This window comes from Nocardia sp. NPDC050408 (assembly GCF_044458905.1).
In the GTDB taxonomy this organism is placed as follows: Bacteria; Actinomycetota; Actinomycetes; order Mycobacteriales; family Mycobacteriaceae; genus Nocardia.
This window is the reverse complement of sequence record NZ_JBITIL010000002.1, coordinates 1,022,704-1,040,980: the sequence shown is the minus strand read 5'-3', so window position 1 is coordinate 1,040,980 and position 18,277 is coordinate 1,022,704. Positions and strand designations below refer to the sequence as shown.

Annotated in this window: 23 protein-coding genes; 9 read left to right on the top strand and 14 right to left on the bottom strand. The window is 63.8% G+C overall.

Annotation, left to right across the window (positions count from 1 at the left end; genetic code table 11):
* Nucleotides 1-70: 70 nt before the first annotated feature.
* From ACIBJI_RS09620 to ACIBJI_RS09605, 4 genes are all read left to right on the top strand, one after another.
* Complete coding sequence (locus ACIBJI_RS09620; protein WP_364342994.1) at nucleotides 71-1,069, top strand: acyl-CoA dehydrogenase family protein; 999 nt, start codon at nucleotides 71-73, stop codon at nucleotides 1,067-1,069.
* On the top strand, nucleotides 1,053-2,228 hold the full coding sequence (locus ACIBJI_RS09615; protein ID WP_364342991.1) for an acyl-CoA dehydrogenase family protein: 1,176 nt from the start codon (nucleotides 1,053-1,055) through the stop codon (nucleotides 2,226-2,228). Before ACIBJI_RS09620 ends, ACIBJI_RS09615 begins: the two co-directional genes overlap by 17 nt.
* Nucleotides 2,229-2,239: 11 nt before the next feature.
* Entirely contained in the window at nucleotides 2,240-3,022 is a 783-nt protein-coding gene (locus tag ACIBJI_RS09610; RefSeq protein ID WP_397083697.1) for an enoyl-CoA hydratase, read from the top strand.
* Between the two features lie 392 nt (nucleotides 3,023-3,414).
* Nucleotides 3,415-4,770, top strand: a complete 1,356-nt coding sequence (locus ACIBJI_RS09605) for a cytochrome P450 (protein WP_364342985.1) — start codon at nucleotides 3,415-3,417, stop codon at nucleotides 4,768-4,770.
* A gap of 146 nt (nucleotides 4,771-4,916) precedes the next feature.
* On the opposite strand, the gene ACIBJI_RS09600 is transcribed toward ACIBJI_RS09605, so the two are convergent.
* The 5 genes from ACIBJI_RS09600 to ACIBJI_RS09580 all read right to left on the bottom strand — a co-directional run bounded on the left by ACIBJI_RS09600 (nucleotide 4,917) and on the right by ACIBJI_RS09580 (nucleotide 7,989).
* On the bottom strand, nucleotides 4,917-5,387 hold the full coding sequence (locus ACIBJI_RS09600; protein ID WP_397083695.1) for an SAM-dependent methyltransferase: 471 nt from the start codon (nucleotides 5,385-5,387) through the stop codon (nucleotides 4,917-4,919).
* Nucleotides 5,388-5,399: 12 nt separating this feature from the next.
* Nucleotides 5,400-6,320: a hypothetical protein gene (locus tag ACIBJI_RS09595; RefSeq protein WP_397083693.1), complete on the bottom strand. Its 921-nt coding sequence runs from the start codon at nucleotides 6,318-6,320 to the stop codon at nucleotides 5,400-5,402.
* A 394-nt stretch (nucleotides 6,321-6,714) separates the two neighbouring features.
* Complete coding sequence (locus ACIBJI_RS09590) at nucleotides 6,715-7,113, bottom strand: hypothetical protein (protein WP_397083691.1); 399 nt, start codon at nucleotides 7,111-7,113, stop codon at nucleotides 6,715-6,717.
* Nucleotides 7,114-7,333: 220 nt separating this feature from the next.
* Entirely contained in the window at nucleotides 7,334-7,702 is a 369-nt protein-coding gene (locus ACIBJI_RS09585) for a hypothetical protein (protein ID WP_364342973.1), read from the bottom strand.
* The gene (locus ACIBJI_RS09580) at nucleotides 7,699-7,989 is read right to left on the bottom strand and encodes a hypothetical protein (RefSeq protein WP_364342970.1); all 291 of its coding nucleotides are present in this window, start codon (nucleotides 7,987-7,989) and stop codon (nucleotides 7,699-7,701) included. The genes ACIBJI_RS09585 and ACIBJI_RS09580 overlap by 4 nt, the downstream gene beginning before the upstream one ends.
* A gap of 428 nt (nucleotides 7,990-8,417) precedes the next feature.
* Between ACIBJI_RS09580 and ACIBJI_RS09575 the strand changes: the two genes are divergently transcribed.
* From ACIBJI_RS09575 to ACIBJI_RS09565, 3 genes are read left to right on the top strand one after another with little or no spacing between them, the layout of a single operon-like run.
* Nucleotides 8,418-8,747, top strand: a complete 330-nt coding sequence (locus ACIBJI_RS09575) for a hypothetical protein (protein WP_364342967.1) — start codon at nucleotides 8,418-8,420, stop codon at nucleotides 8,745-8,747.
* Entirely contained in the window at nucleotides 8,737-9,246 is a 510-nt protein-coding gene (locus ACIBJI_RS09570) for a DUF6879 family protein (RefSeq protein ID WP_364342964.1), read from the top strand. The genes ACIBJI_RS09575 and ACIBJI_RS09570 overlap by 11 nt, the downstream gene beginning before the upstream one ends.
* Nucleotides 9,243-10,085 (top strand): helix-turn-helix domain-containing protein, encoded by an 843-nt coding sequence (locus ACIBJI_RS09565; protein WP_397083686.1) that lies wholly within the window; start codon nucleotides 9,243-9,245, stop codon nucleotides 10,083-10,085. Before ACIBJI_RS09570 ends, ACIBJI_RS09565 begins: the two co-directional genes overlap by 4 nt.
* Before the next feature lie 42 nt (nucleotides 10,086-10,127).
* Here ACIBJI_RS09565 and ACIBJI_RS09560 read toward each other — a convergent pair whose 3' ends face one another.
* The 9 genes from ACIBJI_RS09560 to ACIBJI_RS09520 all read right to left on the bottom strand — a co-directional run bounded on the left by ACIBJI_RS09560 (nucleotide 10,128) and on the right by ACIBJI_RS09520 (nucleotide 16,646).
* Nucleotides 10,128-10,436: a hypothetical protein gene (locus tag ACIBJI_RS09560; protein WP_364342962.1), complete on the bottom strand. Its 309-nt coding sequence runs from the start codon at nucleotides 10,434-10,436 to the stop codon at nucleotides 10,128-10,130.
* A 23-nt stretch (nucleotides 10,437-10,459) separates the two neighbouring features.
* Nucleotides 10,460-11,194, bottom strand: coding sequence for an acyl-CoA dehydrogenase family protein (locus ACIBJI_RS09555; RefSeq protein WP_364343114.1), 735 nt, complete (start codon nucleotides 11,192-11,194; stop codon nucleotides 10,460-10,462).
* Between the two features lie 66 nt (nucleotides 11,195-11,260).
* Complete coding sequence (locus ACIBJI_RS09550; protein ID WP_397083748.1) at nucleotides 11,261-12,349, bottom strand: acyl-CoA dehydrogenase family protein; 1,089 nt, start codon at nucleotides 12,347-12,349, stop codon at nucleotides 11,261-11,263.
* A gap of 2 nt (nucleotides 12,350-12,351) precedes the next feature.
* Complete coding sequence (locus tag ACIBJI_RS09545; protein ID WP_397083684.1) at nucleotides 12,352-12,768, bottom strand: nuclear transport factor 2 family protein; 417 nt, start codon at nucleotides 12,766-12,768, stop codon at nucleotides 12,352-12,354.
* On the bottom strand, nucleotides 12,755-13,972 hold the full coding sequence (locus tag ACIBJI_RS09540; RefSeq protein ID WP_364342956.1) for an amidohydrolase family protein: 1,218 nt from the start codon (nucleotides 13,970-13,972) through the stop codon (nucleotides 12,755-12,757). The genes ACIBJI_RS09545 and ACIBJI_RS09540 overlap by 14 nt, the downstream gene beginning before the upstream one ends.
* A 2-nt stretch (nucleotides 13,973-13,974) precedes the next feature.
* Complete coding sequence (locus tag ACIBJI_RS09535; RefSeq protein ID WP_364342953.1) at nucleotides 13,975-14,316, bottom strand: hypothetical protein; 342 nt, start codon at nucleotides 14,314-14,316, stop codon at nucleotides 13,975-13,977.
* On the bottom strand, nucleotides 14,300-15,568 hold the full coding sequence (locus tag ACIBJI_RS09530; RefSeq protein WP_364342950.1) for an aromatic ring-hydroxylating dioxygenase subunit alpha: 1,269 nt from the start codon (nucleotides 15,566-15,568) through the stop codon (nucleotides 14,300-14,302). The genes ACIBJI_RS09535 and ACIBJI_RS09530 overlap by 17 nt, the downstream gene beginning before the upstream one ends.
* 5 nt (nucleotides 15,569-15,573) lie before the next feature.
* Nucleotides 15,574-16,104: a carboxymuconolactone decarboxylase family protein gene (locus tag ACIBJI_RS09525; RefSeq protein WP_364342947.1), complete on the bottom strand. Its 531-nt coding sequence runs from the start codon at nucleotides 16,102-16,104 to the stop codon at nucleotides 15,574-15,576.
* A gap of 71 nt (nucleotides 16,105-16,175) precedes the next feature.
* Nucleotides 16,176-16,646, bottom strand: coding sequence for a pyridoxamine 5'-phosphate oxidase family protein (locus ACIBJI_RS09520; protein ID WP_364342944.1), 471 nt, complete (start codon nucleotides 16,644-16,646; stop codon nucleotides 16,176-16,178).
* A gap of 105 nt (nucleotides 16,647-16,751) precedes the next feature.
* On the opposite strand from ACIBJI_RS09520, the gene ACIBJI_RS09515 reads away from it, so the two are divergent.
* Both ACIBJI_RS09515 and ACIBJI_RS09510 read left to right on the top strand, forming a co-directional pair.
* On the top strand, nucleotides 16,752-17,060 hold the full coding sequence (locus tag ACIBJI_RS09515; protein ID WP_364342940.1) for a hypothetical protein: 309 nt from the start codon (nucleotides 16,752-16,754) through the stop codon (nucleotides 17,058-17,060).
* Nucleotides 17,061-17,100: 40 nt separating this feature from the next.
* A complete protein-coding gene (locus ACIBJI_RS09510; RefSeq protein WP_364342937.1) occupies nucleotides 17,101-18,267 on the top strand; it encodes an acyl-CoA dehydrogenase family protein in 1,167 nt (388 codons plus the stop codon).
* The last annotated feature ends 10 nt before the right edge of the window (nucleotides 18,268-18,277 follow it).

Sequence of the window (18,277 nt, the reverse complement as noted above, 5' to 3'; positions counted from 1 at the left end):
TCTTACTTTCCATGGCGGAGAATGTTATTCTCAGTTCTGAAGTGTGTCGGAGCGCAAGGAGGCAGGCCGGATGCTTTTGGAGTTCGACTCCGATCAACTGCTGTGGCAACAAACCGTCCGTGAGGTGGTCGCCAAACAGTGCCCGCCGACGCTGATCCGCGAGGTGGCCGATAAGGGCGCGGATCCGGAGGGACTGTGGCGCACCTATATCGAGCTCGGATGGATGGACCTGACCGCTCCAGCCGACGCGGTGGAACTGGCAATCGTGCTCGAGGAGTTGGGGCGGGCCACCGACCCCACCCCATATCTCGCCACCATGACCCAATTCGCCCCGCTCGCACCGGATTTCGTGCGCTCTGGTGAACCGGGTGCCGCAGTGTACGACGGGGTGTCGGCGGTGCGAGACCGGGATGGCTGGGTGCTGAGCGGCACCGCGCGTCATGTGCTCGACGGCGATCGGGCGCGGCAGTTGGCTGTCGTGACCGAGGCCGGTGTCTTCGTGGTGCCCGCCGCCGACGTGACCATGCGGCGGGCGACAGTGTTCGATCCGGTACTGCACGTCGCCGAGGCGAGCTTCGCCGGTGTGCGGGTTCCCGACGATCGCTACCTGCGCGTCGATCCCGAGCCCGCGCGTCACCTGGCCACGACGGGACTGGCGCTGACCATGGTCGGCGCGTGTCGACGGGTATTGGACATGGTGCTCGAGCATGTGCGCACCCGACAGCAGTTCGGCGTGCCGATCGGCTCGTTCCAGGCGGTCAAACACAAGGCCGTCGATATGCATGTCGCGATCGAAAGAGCGCGCGCCCTAGCGTATTTCGCGGCGATGACGATCCGGGAGAACGATCCGCGGCGGCGGCTGGCGGCGTCGATGGCCAAGGCCGCGGCGGGCGAATGTCAGTCGCAGGTGTTCGGCAGGGGCATGCAGTTATTCGGCGCCATGAGCTTTACCTGGGAAAACGACCTGCAGTTCGCGCTAAAGCGGGCCAAAGCCGGTGAGCTGCTGCTCGGCGGCGCGGCCGAGCACCGGGCGCTGATCGCCGAGGAGTACCGTGCGACTGACTTTTGATACCGAGGTCGAGGAGTTCCGGGCCGAATTCATCGCCTTCCTCACTGAATTCATGCCCGACGAGGCGGTAGCCGCCCGGGATCGGCCGATCTCCAGCGCGGAGGTCCCGCCGTGGGCGCGGGAATGGCAGCGAGTGCAGTTCGACCACGGCTGGTTGCTGCCCGGCAACGCACCGGAATTCGGTGGCCGCAATGCCGGAATCCTGCAGCAGTACGTGCATTTGGAGGAGCTGTCCAAGCGGCGCATCTATCACAGCTTCAATCCGCAGGGGCTCGGCATCATCGCCGCTTCGCTATTGTCGTTCGGCAGCGCGGAGCAGAAGAAGCAATGGGCGGTAAGGATTTTGCGTGCCGAGATCACCGCGGCGCTCGGCATGAGCGAACCGGGTGCGGGTTCGGATCTGGCCGGGCTGCGCACCCGGGCCGTGCGCGACGGCGATCATTTCGTGGTGAATGGGCAGAAGGTATGGACCTCCGGCGCGCACGACGCCGACGTACTGCTCACATTCGTGCGAACCGATCCGGATGCGCCCAAGCACAAGGGAATCAGCGTGCTCCTGATCCCCACCGAAACTCCGGGCGTGACCCGGCGACCGTTCGCCTCCATCTGTGGACCACACGATCTGGACTTCAACGAGGTGTTCTTCTCCGACGTCCGAGTGCCTGCCGAGAACCTGGTCGGCCCGCTGCACGGCGGCTGGGGCGTGGCCAATGGTTCGCTCGGACATGAGCGCACGCTGCTGTGGCTCAGTTTCGCCGACCGGTTACAGGAGTTGATCGAGGACTTCCACCCGCGCACCGTCCTCGACCGCGACCGTTACGCGACGCTGGTCATGGATGCCCAGGCGCTGCGGTTGCTCGGTTCGGCGGCGCTGGCGCGTGCGGCGCGGGGCCAACAGGATGTCGCCGCGCTGTCGGTGCTGAAACTGCTCGGTTCGGAGGCGGTGCAGAACGGTTCGGAACAGGCACTGTCCGCGCAGGGCTCCGACGGGCTGATCCATCCGGCGATGACCGCCCCGTTCAATCCGCTGAACAATGACAATTTCATCAGCAGCTGGTTCGAGCGGTATGTCCGCAGCTTCGCCGGAACCATCGCCGGCGGCACTTCCGAAATTCAGCGCAATATCGTCGCCGAGCGGGTGCTCGGACTGCCCAGGTAGCGGAGTTCGGTATGCATATTCTCTACGGGGTCGCCGAAAAGATCGCGACCATTACCCTGAATCGTCCCGAGGTCGCGAACGCCCAAAACGGTGAACTGCTGGACGAACTCGATGCGGCATGGGCACGGGCGGCGGCCGACGATGACGTGTCGGTGATCGTCTTGCGGGCCGAAGGCAAGCATTTCTCCTCCGGTCATGATCTGCGCTCGGGCGGGCCGCTACCGGACAAGATCACCCTGGACATGATCTACAACGTCGAATCGCGCCGCTATCTGGAATATTCGCTGCGCTGGCGAAATGTGCCGAAACCATCCATCGCCGCGGTGCAGGGGCGCTGCATCTCCGGTGGGCTGCTGCTGTGTTGGCCGTGCGATCTGATCGTCGCCGCCGAGGACGCGCTCTTCTCCGATCCGGTCGTGCTGATGGGTATCGGTGGCGTCGAATATCATGGGCACACTTGGGAATTGGGGCCGCGCAAGGCCAAGGAGATCCTGTTCACCGGGCGCCCGGTCACCGCGCGCGAGGCCGAGCAGGTCGGCATGGTGAACAAGGTGGTGCCGCGCGCCGAGCTGGATGCGCAGACCACCGCCCTGGCCACCCAGATCGCCGAAATGCCGCCGTTCGGACTGCGTCAGGCCAAGCGCGCGGTGAATCAAACGCTGGACATACAGGGCTTCTATGCCGCCATCCAATCGGTGTTCGATGTGCACCAGACCGGCCACGGCAATGCGCTCAGCCACGCCGGGCTGCCGATTCTGGCCCATCTGGACGAGATGAAGCAAAAGATGCAGTAGGTCGACTGCGGCGTGTGCGGGTGACGACGACCTGGGAGCTGATTCTGGTTGTGGCGGAATGGCTTTTCGCCGAATGCGGATGGTGGCGGTGTCGAATCGGCAGATAGGCGAGGCGGCGAGAACGATCTCTCGCTTGCCGATCTGGCGGCGTTGCTACCGGGCGCTTGCGATCAGATCGAGCAAGAGCGGAGCAATGGCCGGGCTTGCCGCGATAGTATGTTCCGCAGTCAGGCTGTGCGCGCTGCCATCGGAATCCGTTACGAAAGCGCCACTTTCGCCTGCGATGAGAACGTCAGCCGCTTTGCCGGCCGGGACCTGTTGCGGGAGTTGGCCTCCAGTCACAACTACTGAAAATCAGCCGGATTCCGAGGAGATCGGTTCTACTTATTGTCATGTCTTCCACCTCCACAGTCAGCGGCCTGCCCCCGATGGTCGCCGGCCGCCTCCGGAATACCAAACATTTTGTCGTCGACCCGATCTCGTTCCTCTCCGACTCCATGACCCACCACGGCGACGTCTTTCGGTTCCAACTGATCAACGGGAGCATGGTCGGGATCACCCATCCCCACCACATCAAGTACGTCTTGCAGGAACGCATGGCGAACTTCACCCGCGAGACCCAGATGTACGACATCATCGAGCCGTTCGTGGGGCGAGGGCTGGCGACCATCGCCGACCACAACCGGTGGAGACGCAACCGGCGCCTCGTCCAACCGGCCTTCCACCACAAGAAGATCAGTGCGCTGAGCGAGATCATGGTGGCCGAGATCGACTCCATGTGTGACGAATGGGCCGAACACGCCCGCGCCGGACGGACGGTCGACATCGGTGAGCAGATGAGCCACCTCACGCTGCGGATCGTGGTGCGGGCGCTGTTCGGATTGGATCCCAACGGCCCGGAGGTCACCGGCTTCGCCCGCGCGACGCAGAAGGTGAACGCCGAGTTGGGGAAGTTCGTGCGAATGCCCTTGGTTCCCTTGAAGTTTCCGACGCCCAGCCATCGCCGCTTCTGGCGCGGGATCGCCGAAATGGATGCCATCGTCTACAAGGTGATCGACGACTTGCGCGACTCCGGCAGCGGTGGGCTGCTGTCTATGCTCATCAACTCCACGGACGCCGATACCAACGAGAAACTCACGGACCTGGAACTGCGTGACGAGGTCGTCACCATGCTCTTCGCCGGTCACGAGACCAGCTCCTCGGCATTGACGTCGGCCATACTGCTGTTGCAACTGCATCCGGAGGTGCACCAGCGGCTGCGCGATGACGTTGACAGCGCCTTGACCGGCAGGCATGCCACCCTGGCCGACCTGCCCACGCTGCCCTACAGCAAGCAGGTACTCGAGGAGGTGTTGCGGCTCAAACCGCCGGCATGGATGGGGCAGCGGCGCGCCGCCGAGGACGATGAGATCGGGGGCTACCACATCCCGGCAGGCACGCCGCTGATGTACAGCTTCTACCACGCGCACCGAAACCCCGAGTGTTGGGACCGGCCCGATACCTTCGACCCGGACCGCTTCGCCGCCGACGCGGTCGCCGGCCGTGACCGGAACTTGTGGCTGCCCTTCGGCGCGGGCGGACACCTCTGCATCGGCAACGCATTCGCGATGATGGAGATGCAGCTGGCGCTCTCGACCATAGTCAGCCGGTTCGAGCTGACCATCGACAACCCGGACCTCACACCGATCTCCGCGCTGACCCTCAACACCAAGTTCCCGGTCATCGCGACGGTGACCGAACGGCAATAGCCTGCTCCATCCGCGACGCTTTCCGGGCTGCACGCTGGCGGGGCTACCGGAGTTGGGTTACCGAATCCGGCACGACGGGGACTCAGCACGTGCAGAGACCGGCGTAGCGTCACTGTGGGGACGTCAGGGTTATTGCTTTGCCCCGTCTAGAAATAGTCTTTGAGCATCTCGGTTGACCACGGAGCCTGGTGAATCTGTCCACGCGGCCCGAACTCTGCGAACCACGGCTTGATGTCCAGCACGGGTGTGCCGTCCACCGCGTCCAACTCGGCTACGTGCAGATCCAAGCCGTCTACGCGAAGCAGTCGAGTACGCGAAACCCCGAGCCAGTTGACCCGCCGCATGTTCCGGTGCCCAAAGATGCCGACCTCCGGCCATGCGGGGTTGTCGCGGGCGCTGCGTGCACCGAAGTGCAGGTCTGTTGGATCGGTCAAATGGAATCGGAAGACGATTTCGAGGTGGCTGAACGCGTCCAGTCCTTGCACGGACTCTTCGGTGAACCGCGGGTCATCTATGCGGATGATCGCCTCGGTACCTCCCCAGTGATCATCTGTGGGTTCGCGACGACCGCCGACCACGTGTGCGATCGGCGTAACTTCGAACACTTCGTCTGCCATTTGACCCCTGTTCTACATTCCGCTGGCGGCTAGGTAGTCCGCAGCGCGCTGATCGATCTCGCTGGCTCCCGCGACCTGTCGATACGGTGCCACGGTTGCGCGTATGTCGCGGGCAATCTTGCGGGTGCGACCTGACTGGACGCCGTCCATTGCGTTGAGCGCGGATGTCCATGTGGTGCATGCCTGCTCGAGTTCGCTGCTGCGGGCCTGCACGGTGCCGAGGTAGCCAAGGGTTACCGCGTGGGTTCGGGTGAACGTCGTGGCTTTGCGTTTGCGGACGCTGAGCTGGAATTGGTCGGCGGCGCCGGCTAGGTCGCCCGAATCGCGTAGTGCGCAAGCGGTTTCGTGAGCAAGGCTCGCTTCGGAGAAGAAGAAGACCCGAGCGGGCTCATGATCGGAGTCGGTAGCGGCTGTGAGGTCGCGCTCGGCTTGGAGCAGGGCTTTTGCGGACTCGGCTTTCTGACCGGCTGCGCTCAATGCTTTGGCGTGCACAACCTTCAGGAGCGCGCGCTCACGTGGGCAAGCGGCTCGGTAGCGGTTGCCGCTCACTGATGCTTCGGCGAGTTGGAGCCCTTGTTGGGGGTGGCCGAGGTCGACGGCTTGGTGTGCCATGGCCCGCAGCACGTGCCCCGTCAGTGGGCCATCGTTTGCTTCGACGGAAAGTTTTGTCGCGGTGGTGAAGTAGCGCTGTGCCACTGCGTGTTCGTCGTTGTCGAACGCCATCCACCCAGCCAGATACGCCAATTCACCGGCCGCTGTGAACATTTCACGTCGCACAGCTTCGCTGGCGAAGGAGCCGTTCAGATAGCTGGTTACCTCGTTGGTCAGATATTGGGCAACAGCCGTTCGTCCATGACCACCTCCGAGCCGTTGGTCGATCTGGGAGAACAGCGACATCACGTCTCGCACTGCGGTTACGTCGGCTTGGCCCACATGACGGAGGGCCGCGTCTTTTCTCGGTCCGATTGACGCTGCCCCGTCGAGCCATCCGGGAAGTAGCACGGACGCGCTGATAGCTGTGGAGTACCCGACACGTAGAAAAGAGCGCCGTTCCACATCAGCCCTTCCGAGGTTGAGCAAGGTTGCTACCGGGTCTTGGATGCCACCAAAACGCCTTTCGTACCACGCTATGACATCGGGTGTCAGTGAGCGCTTTCCGGTCTCGTAGTAGAAAAGCGCGGACTTGCTGTTGCGATCACCGCGTCCGCGTTTTCGGGCCAGGGCGACCAGTTCTGCCACCGGATCGTCGGTTTTGGCGCTGGAGGCAACGGTTTTGGTGAGTCGACCTACTCGCGGTGCTCAGTAATCGTGCCGTCCGGATACTCGGTCACCACACGGCCATCAGGGAATGTTCGACGACCCGCCCATCGAGGAAGCGAGCACGATTGCGGACCGCGCGGAAGCGCTCGCTATCCATCGTTGCCCTCAGCTGTGCAGTGATCTGGTCCAGATCGATACCCATGCGTCGCAGCTCTCGCGCGACACCAGCTCCCTTGTTGAGCCGGGAACACGACAGTTTCGGACTTCCGTCCGGATTCGCCTCTGATTCCGGCCAGTTCGCGGAGTCGCTGCCTTTGCACGCGCTGTTGGCGTTGTTGGGATCGACGTGCCCGAACAGGCACGGCCCGTTGACCGGTGTCGGTGCCGCGGCGGTTGGCGGAGTGATCGCACCGAACATCGATGCGGTGATCGCGCACGCTGTGAGAGCGGCTCTGATGATCTTCATTTATTTTCTCCATCAGGGGTTGCTAGAAGGCAGCCCGGCCTTCACGCATTAGGGTCGGGCCGCTTCTTGTTGTTCAAAGCTGCTACTCGTGACTCCGCGGCGGTTATCGCCCCCACGGCCGAATTACGTCCTCGCCTCGGTCTTCGCGCGGGTCTTGATTCCAGTTGTCGTGGTTGTTGCCGTCCGGGCCTGGATCCTCAACTCGTGCCACCATGTTGGGTCACCTCCTTTCCAGCGGCGTTGCTGTGGAGCAGACGCCGTTCATATCGACAAACCGGAACCGGGCGTGCGGCGCGTATGTCGCCTCGGGCGAGATGGTGTTGATCTCGCAGACTCGGATGAGGGCAGGCGGCACCGCGCCGCCGAGGTGCTCGAGGTTGGGGGTGATCACCGCGTCCACATCCATGCGCTGGACCACGGTCAGCAACCGACTCAGTGGGTGTTCGGTCTGTGCGCTGAACGTCACGGTCTTGGCGAGGTCGTAGCCGTACCGCTTTGCGAGACTGCGAATCTGGATTTCGTCCCATGTTTGTGAGCTTCCGGATACGTCGGTGCGCAGGTATCCGATCGCGGTTGGTTTCGCCCTCACTGGCTTGGCTTATTCGTGCTCACAGTGTCAGCGCCGTTGCGCGGCAGGAATTCTCGGTATGGCGGTGCCTTGATCAGCGATCGCCCGCGGTCGGAGATCCGCCACCCGACCGGGAGTGTGCGGGAACCGTGGGCGAGACCGGAATCGGCGAGCCCTTGCAGCGCTGCACGTGTAGCGGCCTCGGCGCGACCAGCGTGGCCGCACAGTTCGCGCACGGTCAGCGCGTGCGTGGGCTCCAGAATGGCCAGTGCTGCTAACACTTTGGCCTGTGGCTCAGTGAGCGCCATGACGCATCCCCTCGGGTGGTTCATGCTCTGCCCAGCACCGGGACGACTGTGCGAGCAAGGACTGATCTGCCCACTGGGCTACCGCGCCCGCGAAAAGTTCGATCTTTTCGGCCGGTGCGCCGCTATAGGGCGCGGGCGGGCCGACCAGGGGATCGCGTTGTGGCAGTTTTGAATTAGGCATGAACGGCATTGGCTGTACCGCCTCGGTGTTCGTTCGGGTTGGCAGGCCGCCCGGCGCCGAGGGCCCGTAGGCATCACCCCGGCGCCGAGTGCCTGGGCTTGAACGGTAAGAAGCCGGGAGCATGCTCGTCCAGGCTCATGCTCGAAAATGCTCTGATTCGATCGTTCCTCTTTACAGGTGGCATTTGGAGAGGAATATGGAATCTGCGTGAGCATAGGTACGCATACAGCGATTGGAGAGCCAGGCCATGCGGTTACAGTTTCTCGGCAAGGGCGGAACCACTGGCGGCGGATGCCCCAGCCTCTACGCCACCGACCAACACACCTACGTTGTACAAGGATGGAAAACCGATTCAGCCGGAACCGTCGAGATCCCACACCTGTTGCTCGGTTTCGCGCTCCCGGACACGTTCGTCGGGGCGCCGATGACCGACACCGGCCGCGGCACATTCATTCTCGACGGGATCCCGATCACCGACCCGGACGTACTCGGGGGACTGGACATCTACGACGACGAAACATGCATCGAGGTTCCGAAGGCAGAGAGGACTTTCTACGGTGCAACTCGTGCGGGATGAGGCGTTCAACCGCCTATTCCACTCCTGCCAGCGGGAGGCGTTCCACCTGGAAGTTCAGGACATCTACGAGACTCCAGAGGAGTCCGAGCCGTTCCGGAAATTCCTTCAGGACGAACCCGACGACTACGCATGGTTCCGACCATGGCTCGACCACGTGCGGGACGTGACCAGTCGCGGTGTGGCCGTGAACCGTGCCCGCGTGGTGACCGAACCTCACACCGAGTACACGCGCTTCGCGAAGGCAGTGGCACGGTTCAATGCCGAAGCTGGCGAGGACGTTCGCTACCTGCCGCGGCACTTGATCGATTCGGCCGAGTTGACCGTGGATGACTGGTGGTTGTTCGATAACGCGGTGCTGGCGTACACGATCTTCGAGCCGTCGGGCCGTTGGGTCGGTGGCGCAGTCACGAGCGATCCTTGGATGGTCGAGTACTGCCGAGCCGTGAAAGAGCGTGTCTGGGCGCTCGCTACCCCTCTCGCGGAGTACCCCAACCAGTGAGTGATTCGCTTCACCAACTGCGCGAAGCTCTCGGAGGCCGACTCCGGGAGCTTCGACTCAACTCGGGGCTCACCGGTACGGAACTCGCCCACCTCGCAGGCTGGCACCAAACCAAGGTGTCGAAGATCGAGTACGGGAAGACCAAACCCACCGATGCCGACGTTCGCACCTGGTGCGAGCACACAAACTCCATGGACCAGGTGCCGGATCTCATCGCGACCGTCCGCAACATGGAGGCGTCATATCTGGAGTGGCGCCGAGTGCTTGGAACCGGCACGAAACGGCGGCAGCAGCATTCGATCAAGTTGGAAGCTGAGACGCAGCTGATGCGTTGGTATGAGCCGGTTCTGATCCCGGGCTTGTTGCAGACTGCCGAGTATGCGGAAGAGATCATGCGCAATGTGATCGAGTTCCAGGGCATACCGAATGACCTCGAAGAGGGCGTATCGAAGCGGATGGAACGTCAGCAGATCCTGTATAAGCGAAAGCATCGGTTTCACTTCGTGATCGGAGAACAGGCGCTACGGACGACTGTCGGCGATGACCGGATCATGACTGGACAACTGGATCGCCTCCTTGCGGTGCTGGGCATGTCGCGGGTGCTGTTCGGGATCGTGCCCGCCGAAACCCGCTACCAAGTACCAATATCGAACTTCATCATTTTCGACGATCGCACAGTGATGGTCGAGAACGTGACAGCCGAACTCACGATTACCCAGCCACGGGAGGTCGCCACATACGGGCGCACATTCAACGTCCTGGCGAAGCAATCCGTGACGGGCAACACTGCGCGTGCCTTGATATCAGCAGCCCTTGAACGGCGAGCCCAGTCCGGCTGACGCCGACGCGAGAGCACGACCGGGAAGGGGACCTGATCGGCTCTAGCTGGACGTCACGCGCCCAGTGTGCTCGATAACGGTGATCACGGCTGTGACCTGGTCCAGTTCGCGCGGTATCGCACCTCCGAAATGAGGCAGACCCGGTGCGATCACCGCATCCGCGTTCATCTTGCGAGCCAGCGCGACGAGTTGCGCCATTGGATTGTCGGTCTTGGCGCTGAAGGCAACAGTTTTGGTGAGGTTGTAGCCGAGACGTCCGGCTAGGCTCCGGATCTGGGTTTCGTCCCACCCTTGCCGTATTCCGGATACATCGCTGCGGAGATAGCCGATCGCGGTTGGAGCGAATTTCATGGCAGGTGCCTCGGGGGATTGGTTTACAGATGAACCAGGCGCGGTGCCGCGCCGGTAGTGCGGATGCGGGTGCCCGCCTCACGGGTGAGTTCCCTTGTGCTGCCGAGCAATCCGTCCAGAATCAGGACACGGCGGATATGCCGCTGTAGGTCGTGTTCGGCGGTGAAGCCGATACCGCCGAGTGTCTGCTGACAGTGTCGAGCCGCGATCAATGCGGCGCGCCCGGCGGCGGCTTTGGCCAGCAGGGCGCCGAACTCGTCGTCGGCGGCCGTCAGTGTGGCCTCGGCGCCTTCGATGGCGACCAGCGTCTCGGCGAGGCGGTGGCGGATCGCTTGGAACGATGCGACGGGACGCCCGAATTGCTTGCGGTCCAGGGCATGTCGGCGGGCCAGCGCCAGCATGGCGCGGCTACAGCCGAGCAGCCACCAGGCCAGGGCGCGACGACCGGCAGCCACCCCGCCAGCGGCTCCGGTCCGTACCGAGTGCAGGGGGAGCTCCTCGTCCACCGTGGTGCCGGGACGATCGGTGCGTTCCCAGACCACCCACGACCCGCCCGCGAACGGCAGCGGGTGCGCGGTGCCGAGCGGCGTACCGGTGGCGTGGGCGATGACGTCGTTGAGCAGTGGCGCGTGCGCGCCGGTCTCGCCCAGCAGGCGGAACACCAAAGGTATTGCTACGTCCGGCATTGCGGTGAGTAGGTCGGGCCAACCGAGGTCGGTCAGCGCCTGATCGAGTTGCTGACCCGACGACGCCGTCATCGTCTTACGCAGCGTGTCGGTGAGCAGTTCGAGCTCGGCAGTATCGGTATCGATGCCGGTCACGGCTTACTCCTTGCCCAGGTCGAGCAGACGGCGCGCGATGATGTTGCGCTGGATCTCGGCCGTTCCGCCGTAGATGGTGGCCGCGCGTGAATAGAGGAATTCGGTGCGCAATTCGGGATCGGTGAGCTCCACCGAGCCGGGCAGCACGTCGCGAATGGTGTCGAACAGTTGCTGTTCGGCGCTGGCCAGCAGCACCTTGTCGATCGAGGTTTCCGGTCCGAGGTGCGCACCGGCCGCCAGTCGCTGCTGGGTCAGCCGGGAGCGGCAGCGCAACGTATGCAACGCCAGATAAGCGGCACCGAGGTCGGCATCGTCGGCCACCGTGGCCGCCGCCGCCAATCGGTCGAGCCGGGTGAAAAGATAAGCGCCCCGGTGCCAGAAGCAGGTGGAGCGCTCGTGCGGGAGCAGATCCATCGCGACCCGCCAGCCGTCGCCGGGCTGTCCGAGCATGCGGTCACCGGGCACCACGACATCGTCGAAGTACACCTCCGCGAATTCGTCGACACCGTGCATGGTGCGCAGCGGACGAACCGTGATGCCGGGGGAGTCCATGTCGAGGAAGAACGCGGTGATCCCGTCGTGCCCGGGGGCCGTGCGGGTCAGCAGGACGCAGCGCGCCGAATACTGGGCGAGGCTGGTCCACACCTTCTGGCCGTTGACCACCCAATCAACGCCACGCGCAACGGCTTTCGTCGTCAGCGAGGCGAGGTCGCTGCCCGAACCCGGCTCCGAGAAGCCCTGGCACCACTGTTCGCGGCCCGACAGCAGCAATGGCACCATTTCCGCGGCCAGGTCCGGGCGCGCGTATGAAATCATTGTGGGCGCAAGCACTTCGACCATCGAATAGAGTCCGGGCTCGGCCAGATCGCGGGTGGCGACCTCCTCACCGAGAATCGCGCGGAGCATTGCTGGCCCACCGAGACCGCCGACCGCGGCGGGCCAGCCGTAGCGCATCCAGTCCGCGTCGTAGAGGGCCCGGCGCACGCGGGCCAATTGCGCGACCTGACCGTCCAGCGAATGATCCGGACCGGGGGAAAGATCGTGTTCGTCCAGCCAGGCCCGCACGCCGGACCGGAATTCGGACACGTCCATGGTCATCCGCGGGTGTTCTCGAAGGCGTGTGGGATGCCCGAATCGTGCACGCCGCTGCGGCGAATGAAGGTCATTCGGCGCGTCTTCAGCCGCCATCCGTCCTCGGTCCGCACGATGCTGTCGGTGTAGTAGCCGATGCGCATATCGTGGCTGCTGTGGTCGATGAAGCACAGCGGCTGGGTGCCCGCGGCGGTGTCCCCATCGATATCGAGAACCGGTGTGCCCGTGAGGAATAGCCCCTTCGGCGCGGCCGCGACCAGATCCGGGAACAGATCGAGGGTGTAGGTGTCACCGAATGCGCTGTAGGTGCCGTCGGGGGTGAATACCGCGAGCAGACCATCGATATCGCCCTTGGTGATCGTCACCGCATAGCGGGCCAGCAGCTGCTGGATCTCCAGCAGATCGTCATTTCTGGACATGTACCTTGCCGCCTTTCATGACGAACCGCACGTTCTGGGTGACGGTGATGTCGCGCAACGGATCTCCCGGCACGCCGATGATGTCGGCCAGCTGTCCCTCGGCCAGTCGCCCGCGGTCGGTGACATCGATCAATTCGGCCGCGCGCACCGTGGCCGCCCGCAGGACGTCGATCGGGCTCATACCGCGTTCGACCAGTGCCACCAATTCGTCGGCGTTGCGGCCGTGCGGGATCGCCGGCGCGTCCGTGCCGACGGCGATCTTCACTCCGGCCTCGTAGGCCGCCCGGACCGAGGTGCGGGCCTTCGGGAACATCTCGGCGGCCTTGGCTTGCAAGGCCGGATCCGCCTTGGACACATCCATCGCATCGGCGAGCCGGGTGGTCGGCACCAACCAGGTGCCCGCCGCCACCATCATCTTGATCGCCTCGTCGTCGATGAGGAAGCCGTGCTCGATGCAGTCGATTCCGGCGTCGACGGCATGTTTGACCGCCTCCGCCCCGTGCGTGTGGGCGGCGACCTTGAGCCCGCGCCGGTGCGCCTCATCGACGATCGCACGCAGCTCTTCGTCCGAATAGTGTTGTGCCCCAGGAGCTCCGGTGAGTGACATGACGCCACCGGAGACACAGATCTTGATCAGCTGCGCGCCGTGCTTGATCTGGTACCGCACCGCCTTGCGCACCTCGTCGACGCCGTTGGCGATGCCCTCCTCGAGGGTCAGCTTCAGCACGTCGGGCGCGAAGGCGGAGAACATGGTCGGATCCAGGTGGCCCCCGGTGGGCGTGATCGCATGTCCTGCCGGGACGACGCGCGGGCCCTCGATCCAGCCCGCGTCGATCGCCTTGCCGAGCGCGACATCCAGCAGGTAGCCGCCGGTCTTCACGAACAGTCCGAGGTTGCGCACGGTGGTGAAACCGGCCCGCAGCGTGCGGCGGGCATTGCCCACCGCACGCAGCATGCGCAGTGCGGGATCGTCTTTCACACTGGAGGCCAGGCCGGTCTCGCCGCGACCGCCCATGAGGAGGTTGACCTCCATATCCATCAGGCCGGGCAGCAGCACGACATCACCGAGATCGATGACCTCGTCGGTGTCGTCCCCGCCCGCGCCGAGGCCGACGATCCGATCGCCGTCGATGCGAACGATGCCGGGTCGGATCATCTCGCCGGTGTCGATATCGAGTAGACCGGCCGCCTTCAGTGTCAGCATGGTTAAACCACCGGCTCCTTGATGACGTCGAGGTAGGCGGCGCCGGAGTCGGGCACCCGCGGCTGCTTCCACACCTCGATCGGGAACGACACCATCACCAGCGACTGGAGCAGGTGGAATAGGTGCCGGGCATCATCGGGCAGCTCGGACAACTCGAACTTGTCGCAGTAGTCCAGCGCCGCCTGCAGGCGTGGGAAGACGGTGTCGTAGAGGTCCTGCATCTCCGCCATCGAGGAGGCCAGCCGCTTGGCGTAACGCTCGGGCTCGGTGGCCAGGATCCAGCCCGAAAACCGGTCCAGGTCGGCGAATTCGGCGGGCAGCGCCTTCTCAGTTGTTTCGGGCATCGCGGTACTCCTTGACGATCTTCTGGACGGTGAGGTGCAGGTGGCGCAGCAGCACCTCCTGGTCGTTGAGCGGGAATTCGGTGATCACACCGGTCTCGAGCATGGTCTGGGTCGCTTCGAGGGTGTTGGCGTCCTGCAGCGCGTATTCCTTGAATGTGACCGCCGCCAGTTCCTTGCCGAGCCGTTCCCGGGCGCTCTTCGACGGCACGAAGTACAGGTTCGCCTCGAAGATGTGCTTGTTCACCGCGGTCGGCCAGTAGTGGTAGGTCAGATACCAACCCGGCGCCCAGATCAGGATGCCGAAGTTGGGGAAGACCTCGAATTCGTCGACGCCCCAAGCCTTGTGGCCGGCGGGGTTGACACCTGACGGCAGCGGATCCAGGCCCTCGATATCGGGCCGTTCCCATGGACCGAACAGGCCGCTGCGCAGCTCCCGCTCGATCGGCTTGACCATATTGATGTCCTTCGGCGGGGCCATACCGCCCCACGAGGACACCATCGAGTGCGGGGTCCAGCATTCGTAGTGCAGTGCCTCGAAGCCGACATTGAGCAGCTTGTCGGCCTCGTCCTTGACCGCCTGCTTCATATGCAGCACCGGCGCGTGGTAGAACTCGGCGAAGGCATCGATGAACAGTTTCCAGTTGCTGCCGATCTCGGCCTTGTAGCTGTAGACCTCGGTCATCTCGTGGAAGGGGTAGCCCTCCAGGCCTTTTGCCCATGCGCCGAGATATCCCTGCAACGGCTGGGCGTTGTCGTCGAGGTTGACGAAGATGAAGCCTTCCCACACCTCGCAGCGCACGGCCTTGAGCCCGAACTTGCTCTTATCGAGGTCGAAGAACTCCTTCTCCTGCTGGACGAAGGTGGCCTCGCCCTCGAGGCTGTAGCGCCAGGCGTGATATTTGCAGGTGAACTGTCGGCAGCTCCCGGCGGTCTCCTCGCCGGGGTAGTCGTCCCAGACCAGTTTGTTGCCGCGGTGCCTGCAGATGTTGTAGTAGGCCCGCACCTGCTGATCGTGGTCCTTGACGATGACCAGCGAGGCGTTGACGCAGGCCAGCTCCCTGGTGAAATAGCTGCCGACACGGGGCAGCCGCTCGACGCGGCCGACATTGAGCCAGCTCTTTTTGAAGATGGCTTCCTGCTCGTCCTTGTAGAACTGGGGATCGGTCGAGTCGGTGAAGTCGACGACCTCGGTGCCGAGTTCGGGATAGTTTTCCGTCCAGCTGCCCGCCGTCGGTTTGGTGAAGTGTGGCAAGGGATTTACCTTTCAGGGTCGGGCTGTACGCCGAAGGTGTTGAGCGCGATGGCCAGCAGGATGTAGCCGCCGACCGTGAAAACCAGGTCCATGCGCTGCTTTTCATCGAGTCGTTCGGCAAGTGCCGCCCAGGTCTGGTCGGACAGTTCGGATTTGTCGTCGAGTTCGTCGACGGCGGTGAGGACGAGGCGGTCGAAGTCGTCGGCGGCCTCACCGCGGGTGACGGCCTCGATCTCGTCGAGGGTCAGTCCGGCCTCCTGGCCGAACTGCTGATGATGGGCCCACTCGTAGGCACAGCCGCGCCGGTGGGCGACCCGCAGGATCGTCAACTCGCGCACCCGGGGCGGCAGTGTGGACCGGAACAGCAAGTAGACGCTGAATCCGAGATAAGCCTCGGTCAGGTCTGGGTGCCGGGCCAGCGGCCCCATCGCTGGGCCCGCCCCTTCCGCATTGCGGATCGCGCGCGGCAGCAACGTCTTGAAGGCATCGCGGGTCCGGTCGTCCCATTGGTCCGCGGGCAACGGCGGCAGACGCACTCCTGTCCTCCTCTCATGAGAATCAGATTCTCCAAAACTGAAGACTAGATTTCCATGGACGTCTGCGATAGTCAACGTCGGCGTTGTAACCGAGCGAAATCCCAGCTGATGACGTGGTCCGGCGTCAGCCGCAGCCAGCCGTGTCGGCCGTCGTAGCGAAATGGCTGCCCGCCCATGTACTTGTCGGCGAACAGCCGCTCCGGTTCGGTGAGCTCTTCGACCGGTGCGCCGGTGCGCGGCGTTTCGCCGACCACTTCGGCGCGGCCGCGCAGTTCGACGCCGCGCAGCTGCAGGAAGTCGGTTCCGCCGTCGTCGACGATCGCGCTGATGCGTGGATCGCGGGTGATATCTGTCCACCGCTGGCTGCGCACCAGCGAATTGAGCCACAGTGCTGTGCCGTCCCAGGCGAACCACAGTGGGCTCGTATGCGGATGTCCGCCAGGGCCGATGGTGGCTACCCGGCAGATCGGCCGGCTCTGTAGGAAGGCGTCGCGTTCGGTGGCGGTCATCGCGATCGCCCGTGCTCGTCGCTGCTCAGTCATGCTCATTTCCGATCAGATGTTGATTCTCCTATAATGAGAATATAGTTTTCTGATAGCGAGAGCGTGATGGCTCAAGGGGTCAGCCCGAGTGGAAGGAGATTCACCATGACGGCGCCGATTCGTCCCGGTGACCAGTTCGCCAGCACCGTATGCGGCACGCGGGTGGTGGTGGTCCGGGCGCCCGTCGACGCTCGGCCGGAAATCGCGTGCGGTGGTGCGCCCATGGTGCCCGCGGCCTCGGTCACGCCCGCGAAATCGGCTGGGGCGGATGCGGTCACGCTGATCGGGAAACGCTATGTCGATGCCGCGGAAACCGTCGAGCTGCTGTGCACCAGTTCCGGCACCGGTCAACTGACCTGCGATGGAGCCGCGATGACCTTGAAGGCCGCCAAAGCGCTGCCCGCCTCCGACTGAAAGGGGTTGCCCCGTGCACGACGACACGAACCTCGGAGGCATGAATTTCGAACTCACCGAGGATCAGCAACTGATCCGCAGCACGGTCGCCGAACTGTGCCGCAAATTCGACGACCAGTACTGGATGGAAAAGGATCAGGCGCACCAATTCCCGACGGAGTTCTATAACGCCATCGCCGAGGGCGGCTGGCTCGGCATCACGATCCCGGAGGAATACGGCGGACACGGGTTGGGCATCACCGAGGCCACACTGCTGGCCGAGGAGGTGTCACGATCGGGCGGCGGTATGAATGCCGCGAGCTCGATCCACATGTCGATCTTCGGCATGCATCCGGTGATCGTGCACGGATCCGCGGAGTTGAAACAGCGGACGCTGCCGCGCATCGCAACCGGTGATCTACACGTCTGCTTCGGCGTCACCGAACCCGGTGCGGGCCTGGACACTACCCACATCACCACCTTCGCGCGTCGCGATGGCGACCACTATGTCGTCAACGGCCGCAAAGTATGGATCTCCAAGGCGATGGAGTCGGAGAAGATCCTGCTGCTGACCCGCACCCAGCGCTACGACGAGGTCACCAAGAAGACCGACGGCATGACGCTGTTCCTGACCGACATCGATCGCGCACACGTCGATATCCGGCCGATCGCGAAGATGGGCCGCAATGCCGTCACCTCCAACGAGGTATTCATCGACGGGCTGCATATCCCGGTCGAGGATCGCGTGGGGGAGGAGGGCAAGGGATTCAGCTATCTGCTCGACGGCCTGAATCCCGAGCGCATGCTGATCGCCGCCGAGGCACTCGGACTGGGCCGAGTCGCACTCGACCGGGCCACGAAATACGCCAAGGAGCGAGTGGTGTTCGGCAGGCCGATCGGCATGAACCAGGGCATTCAATTTCCGCTGGCCGATTCGCTGGCCCACCTGGATGCCGCGGAATTGGTGCTGCGCAAGGCAACCTGGCTCTACGACAACGGCAAATCGTGCGGACGTGAGGCGAATACCGCCAAATATCTGTGCGCCGACGCGGGATTCACCGCGGCCGACCGGGCGCTGCAGACCCACGGCGGCATGGGTTACGCCGAGGAATACAACGTGTCCCGCTATTTCCGGGAGTCCCGTGTTATGCGGATCGCCCCGATCAGCCAGGAAATGATTCTCAACTACCTGGGCTCCCACACGCTGGGCCTACCCAGAAGCTATTAGCAGAGGCAGG

Bases quoted from the DNA above. Each gene is read 5' to 3' on its own strand.
- ACIBJI_RS09620 (WP_364342994.1), top strand. From the start codon at position 71: ATGCTTTTGGAGTTCGACTCCGATCAACTGCTGTGGCAACAAACCGTC.
- ACIBJI_RS09610 (WP_397083697.1), top strand. From the start codon at position 2,240: ATGCATATTCTCTACGGGGTCGCCGAAAAGATCGCGACCATTACCCTG.
- ACIBJI_RS09605 (WP_364342985.1), top strand. From the start codon at position 3,415: ATGTCTTCCACCTCCACAGTCAGCGGCCTGCCCCCGATGGTCGCCGGC.
- ACIBJI_RS09600 (WP_397083695.1), bottom strand. From the start codon at position 5,387: ATGGCAGACGAAGTGTTCGAAGTTACGCCGATCGCACACGTGGTCGGC.
- ACIBJI_RS09590 (WP_397083691.1), bottom strand. From the start codon at position 7,113: ATGAAGATCATCAGAGCCGCTCTCACAGCGTGCGCGATCACCGCATCG.
- ACIBJI_RS09580 (WP_364342970.1), bottom strand. From the start codon at position 7,989: ATGGCGCTCACTGAGCCACAGGCCAAAGTGTTAGCAGCACTGGCCATT.
- ACIBJI_RS09575 (WP_364342967.1), top strand. From the start codon at position 8,418: ATGCGGTTACAGTTTCTCGGCAAGGGCGGAACCACTGGCGGCGGATGC.
- ACIBJI_RS09560 (WP_364342962.1), bottom strand. From the start codon at position 10,436: ATGAAATTCGCTCCAACCGCGATCGGCTATCTCCGCAGCGATGTATCC.
- ACIBJI_RS09555 (WP_364343114.1), bottom strand. From the start codon at position 11,194: ATGACGGCGTCGTCGGGTCAGCAACTCGATCAGGCGCTGACCGACCTC.
- ACIBJI_RS09550 (WP_397083748.1), bottom strand. From the start codon at position 12,349: ATGGACGTGTCCGAATTCCGGTCCGGCGTGCGGGCCTGGCTGGACGAA.
- ACIBJI_RS09545 (WP_397083684.1), bottom strand. From the start codon at position 12,768: ATGTCCAGAAATGACGATCTGCTGGAGATCCAGCAGCTGCTGGCCCGC.
- ACIBJI_RS09540 (WP_364342956.1), bottom strand. From the start codon at position 13,972: ATGCTGACACTGAAGGCGGCCGGTCTACTCGATATCGACACCGGCGAG.
- ACIBJI_RS09535 (WP_364342953.1), bottom strand. From the start codon at position 14,316: ATGCCCGAAACAACTGAGAAGGCGCTGCCCGCCGAATTCGCCGACCTG.
- ACIBJI_RS09520 (WP_364342944.1), bottom strand. From the start codon at position 16,646: ATGACTGAGCAGCGACGAGCACGGGCGATCGCGATGACCGCCACCGAA.
- ACIBJI_RS09515 (WP_364342940.1), top strand. From the start codon at position 16,752: ATGACGGCGCCGATTCGTCCCGGTGACCAGTTCGCCAGCACCGTATGC.
- ACIBJI_RS09510 (WP_364342937.1), top strand. From the start codon at position 17,101: ATGAATTTCGAACTCACCGAGGATCAGCAACTGATCCGCAGCACGGTC.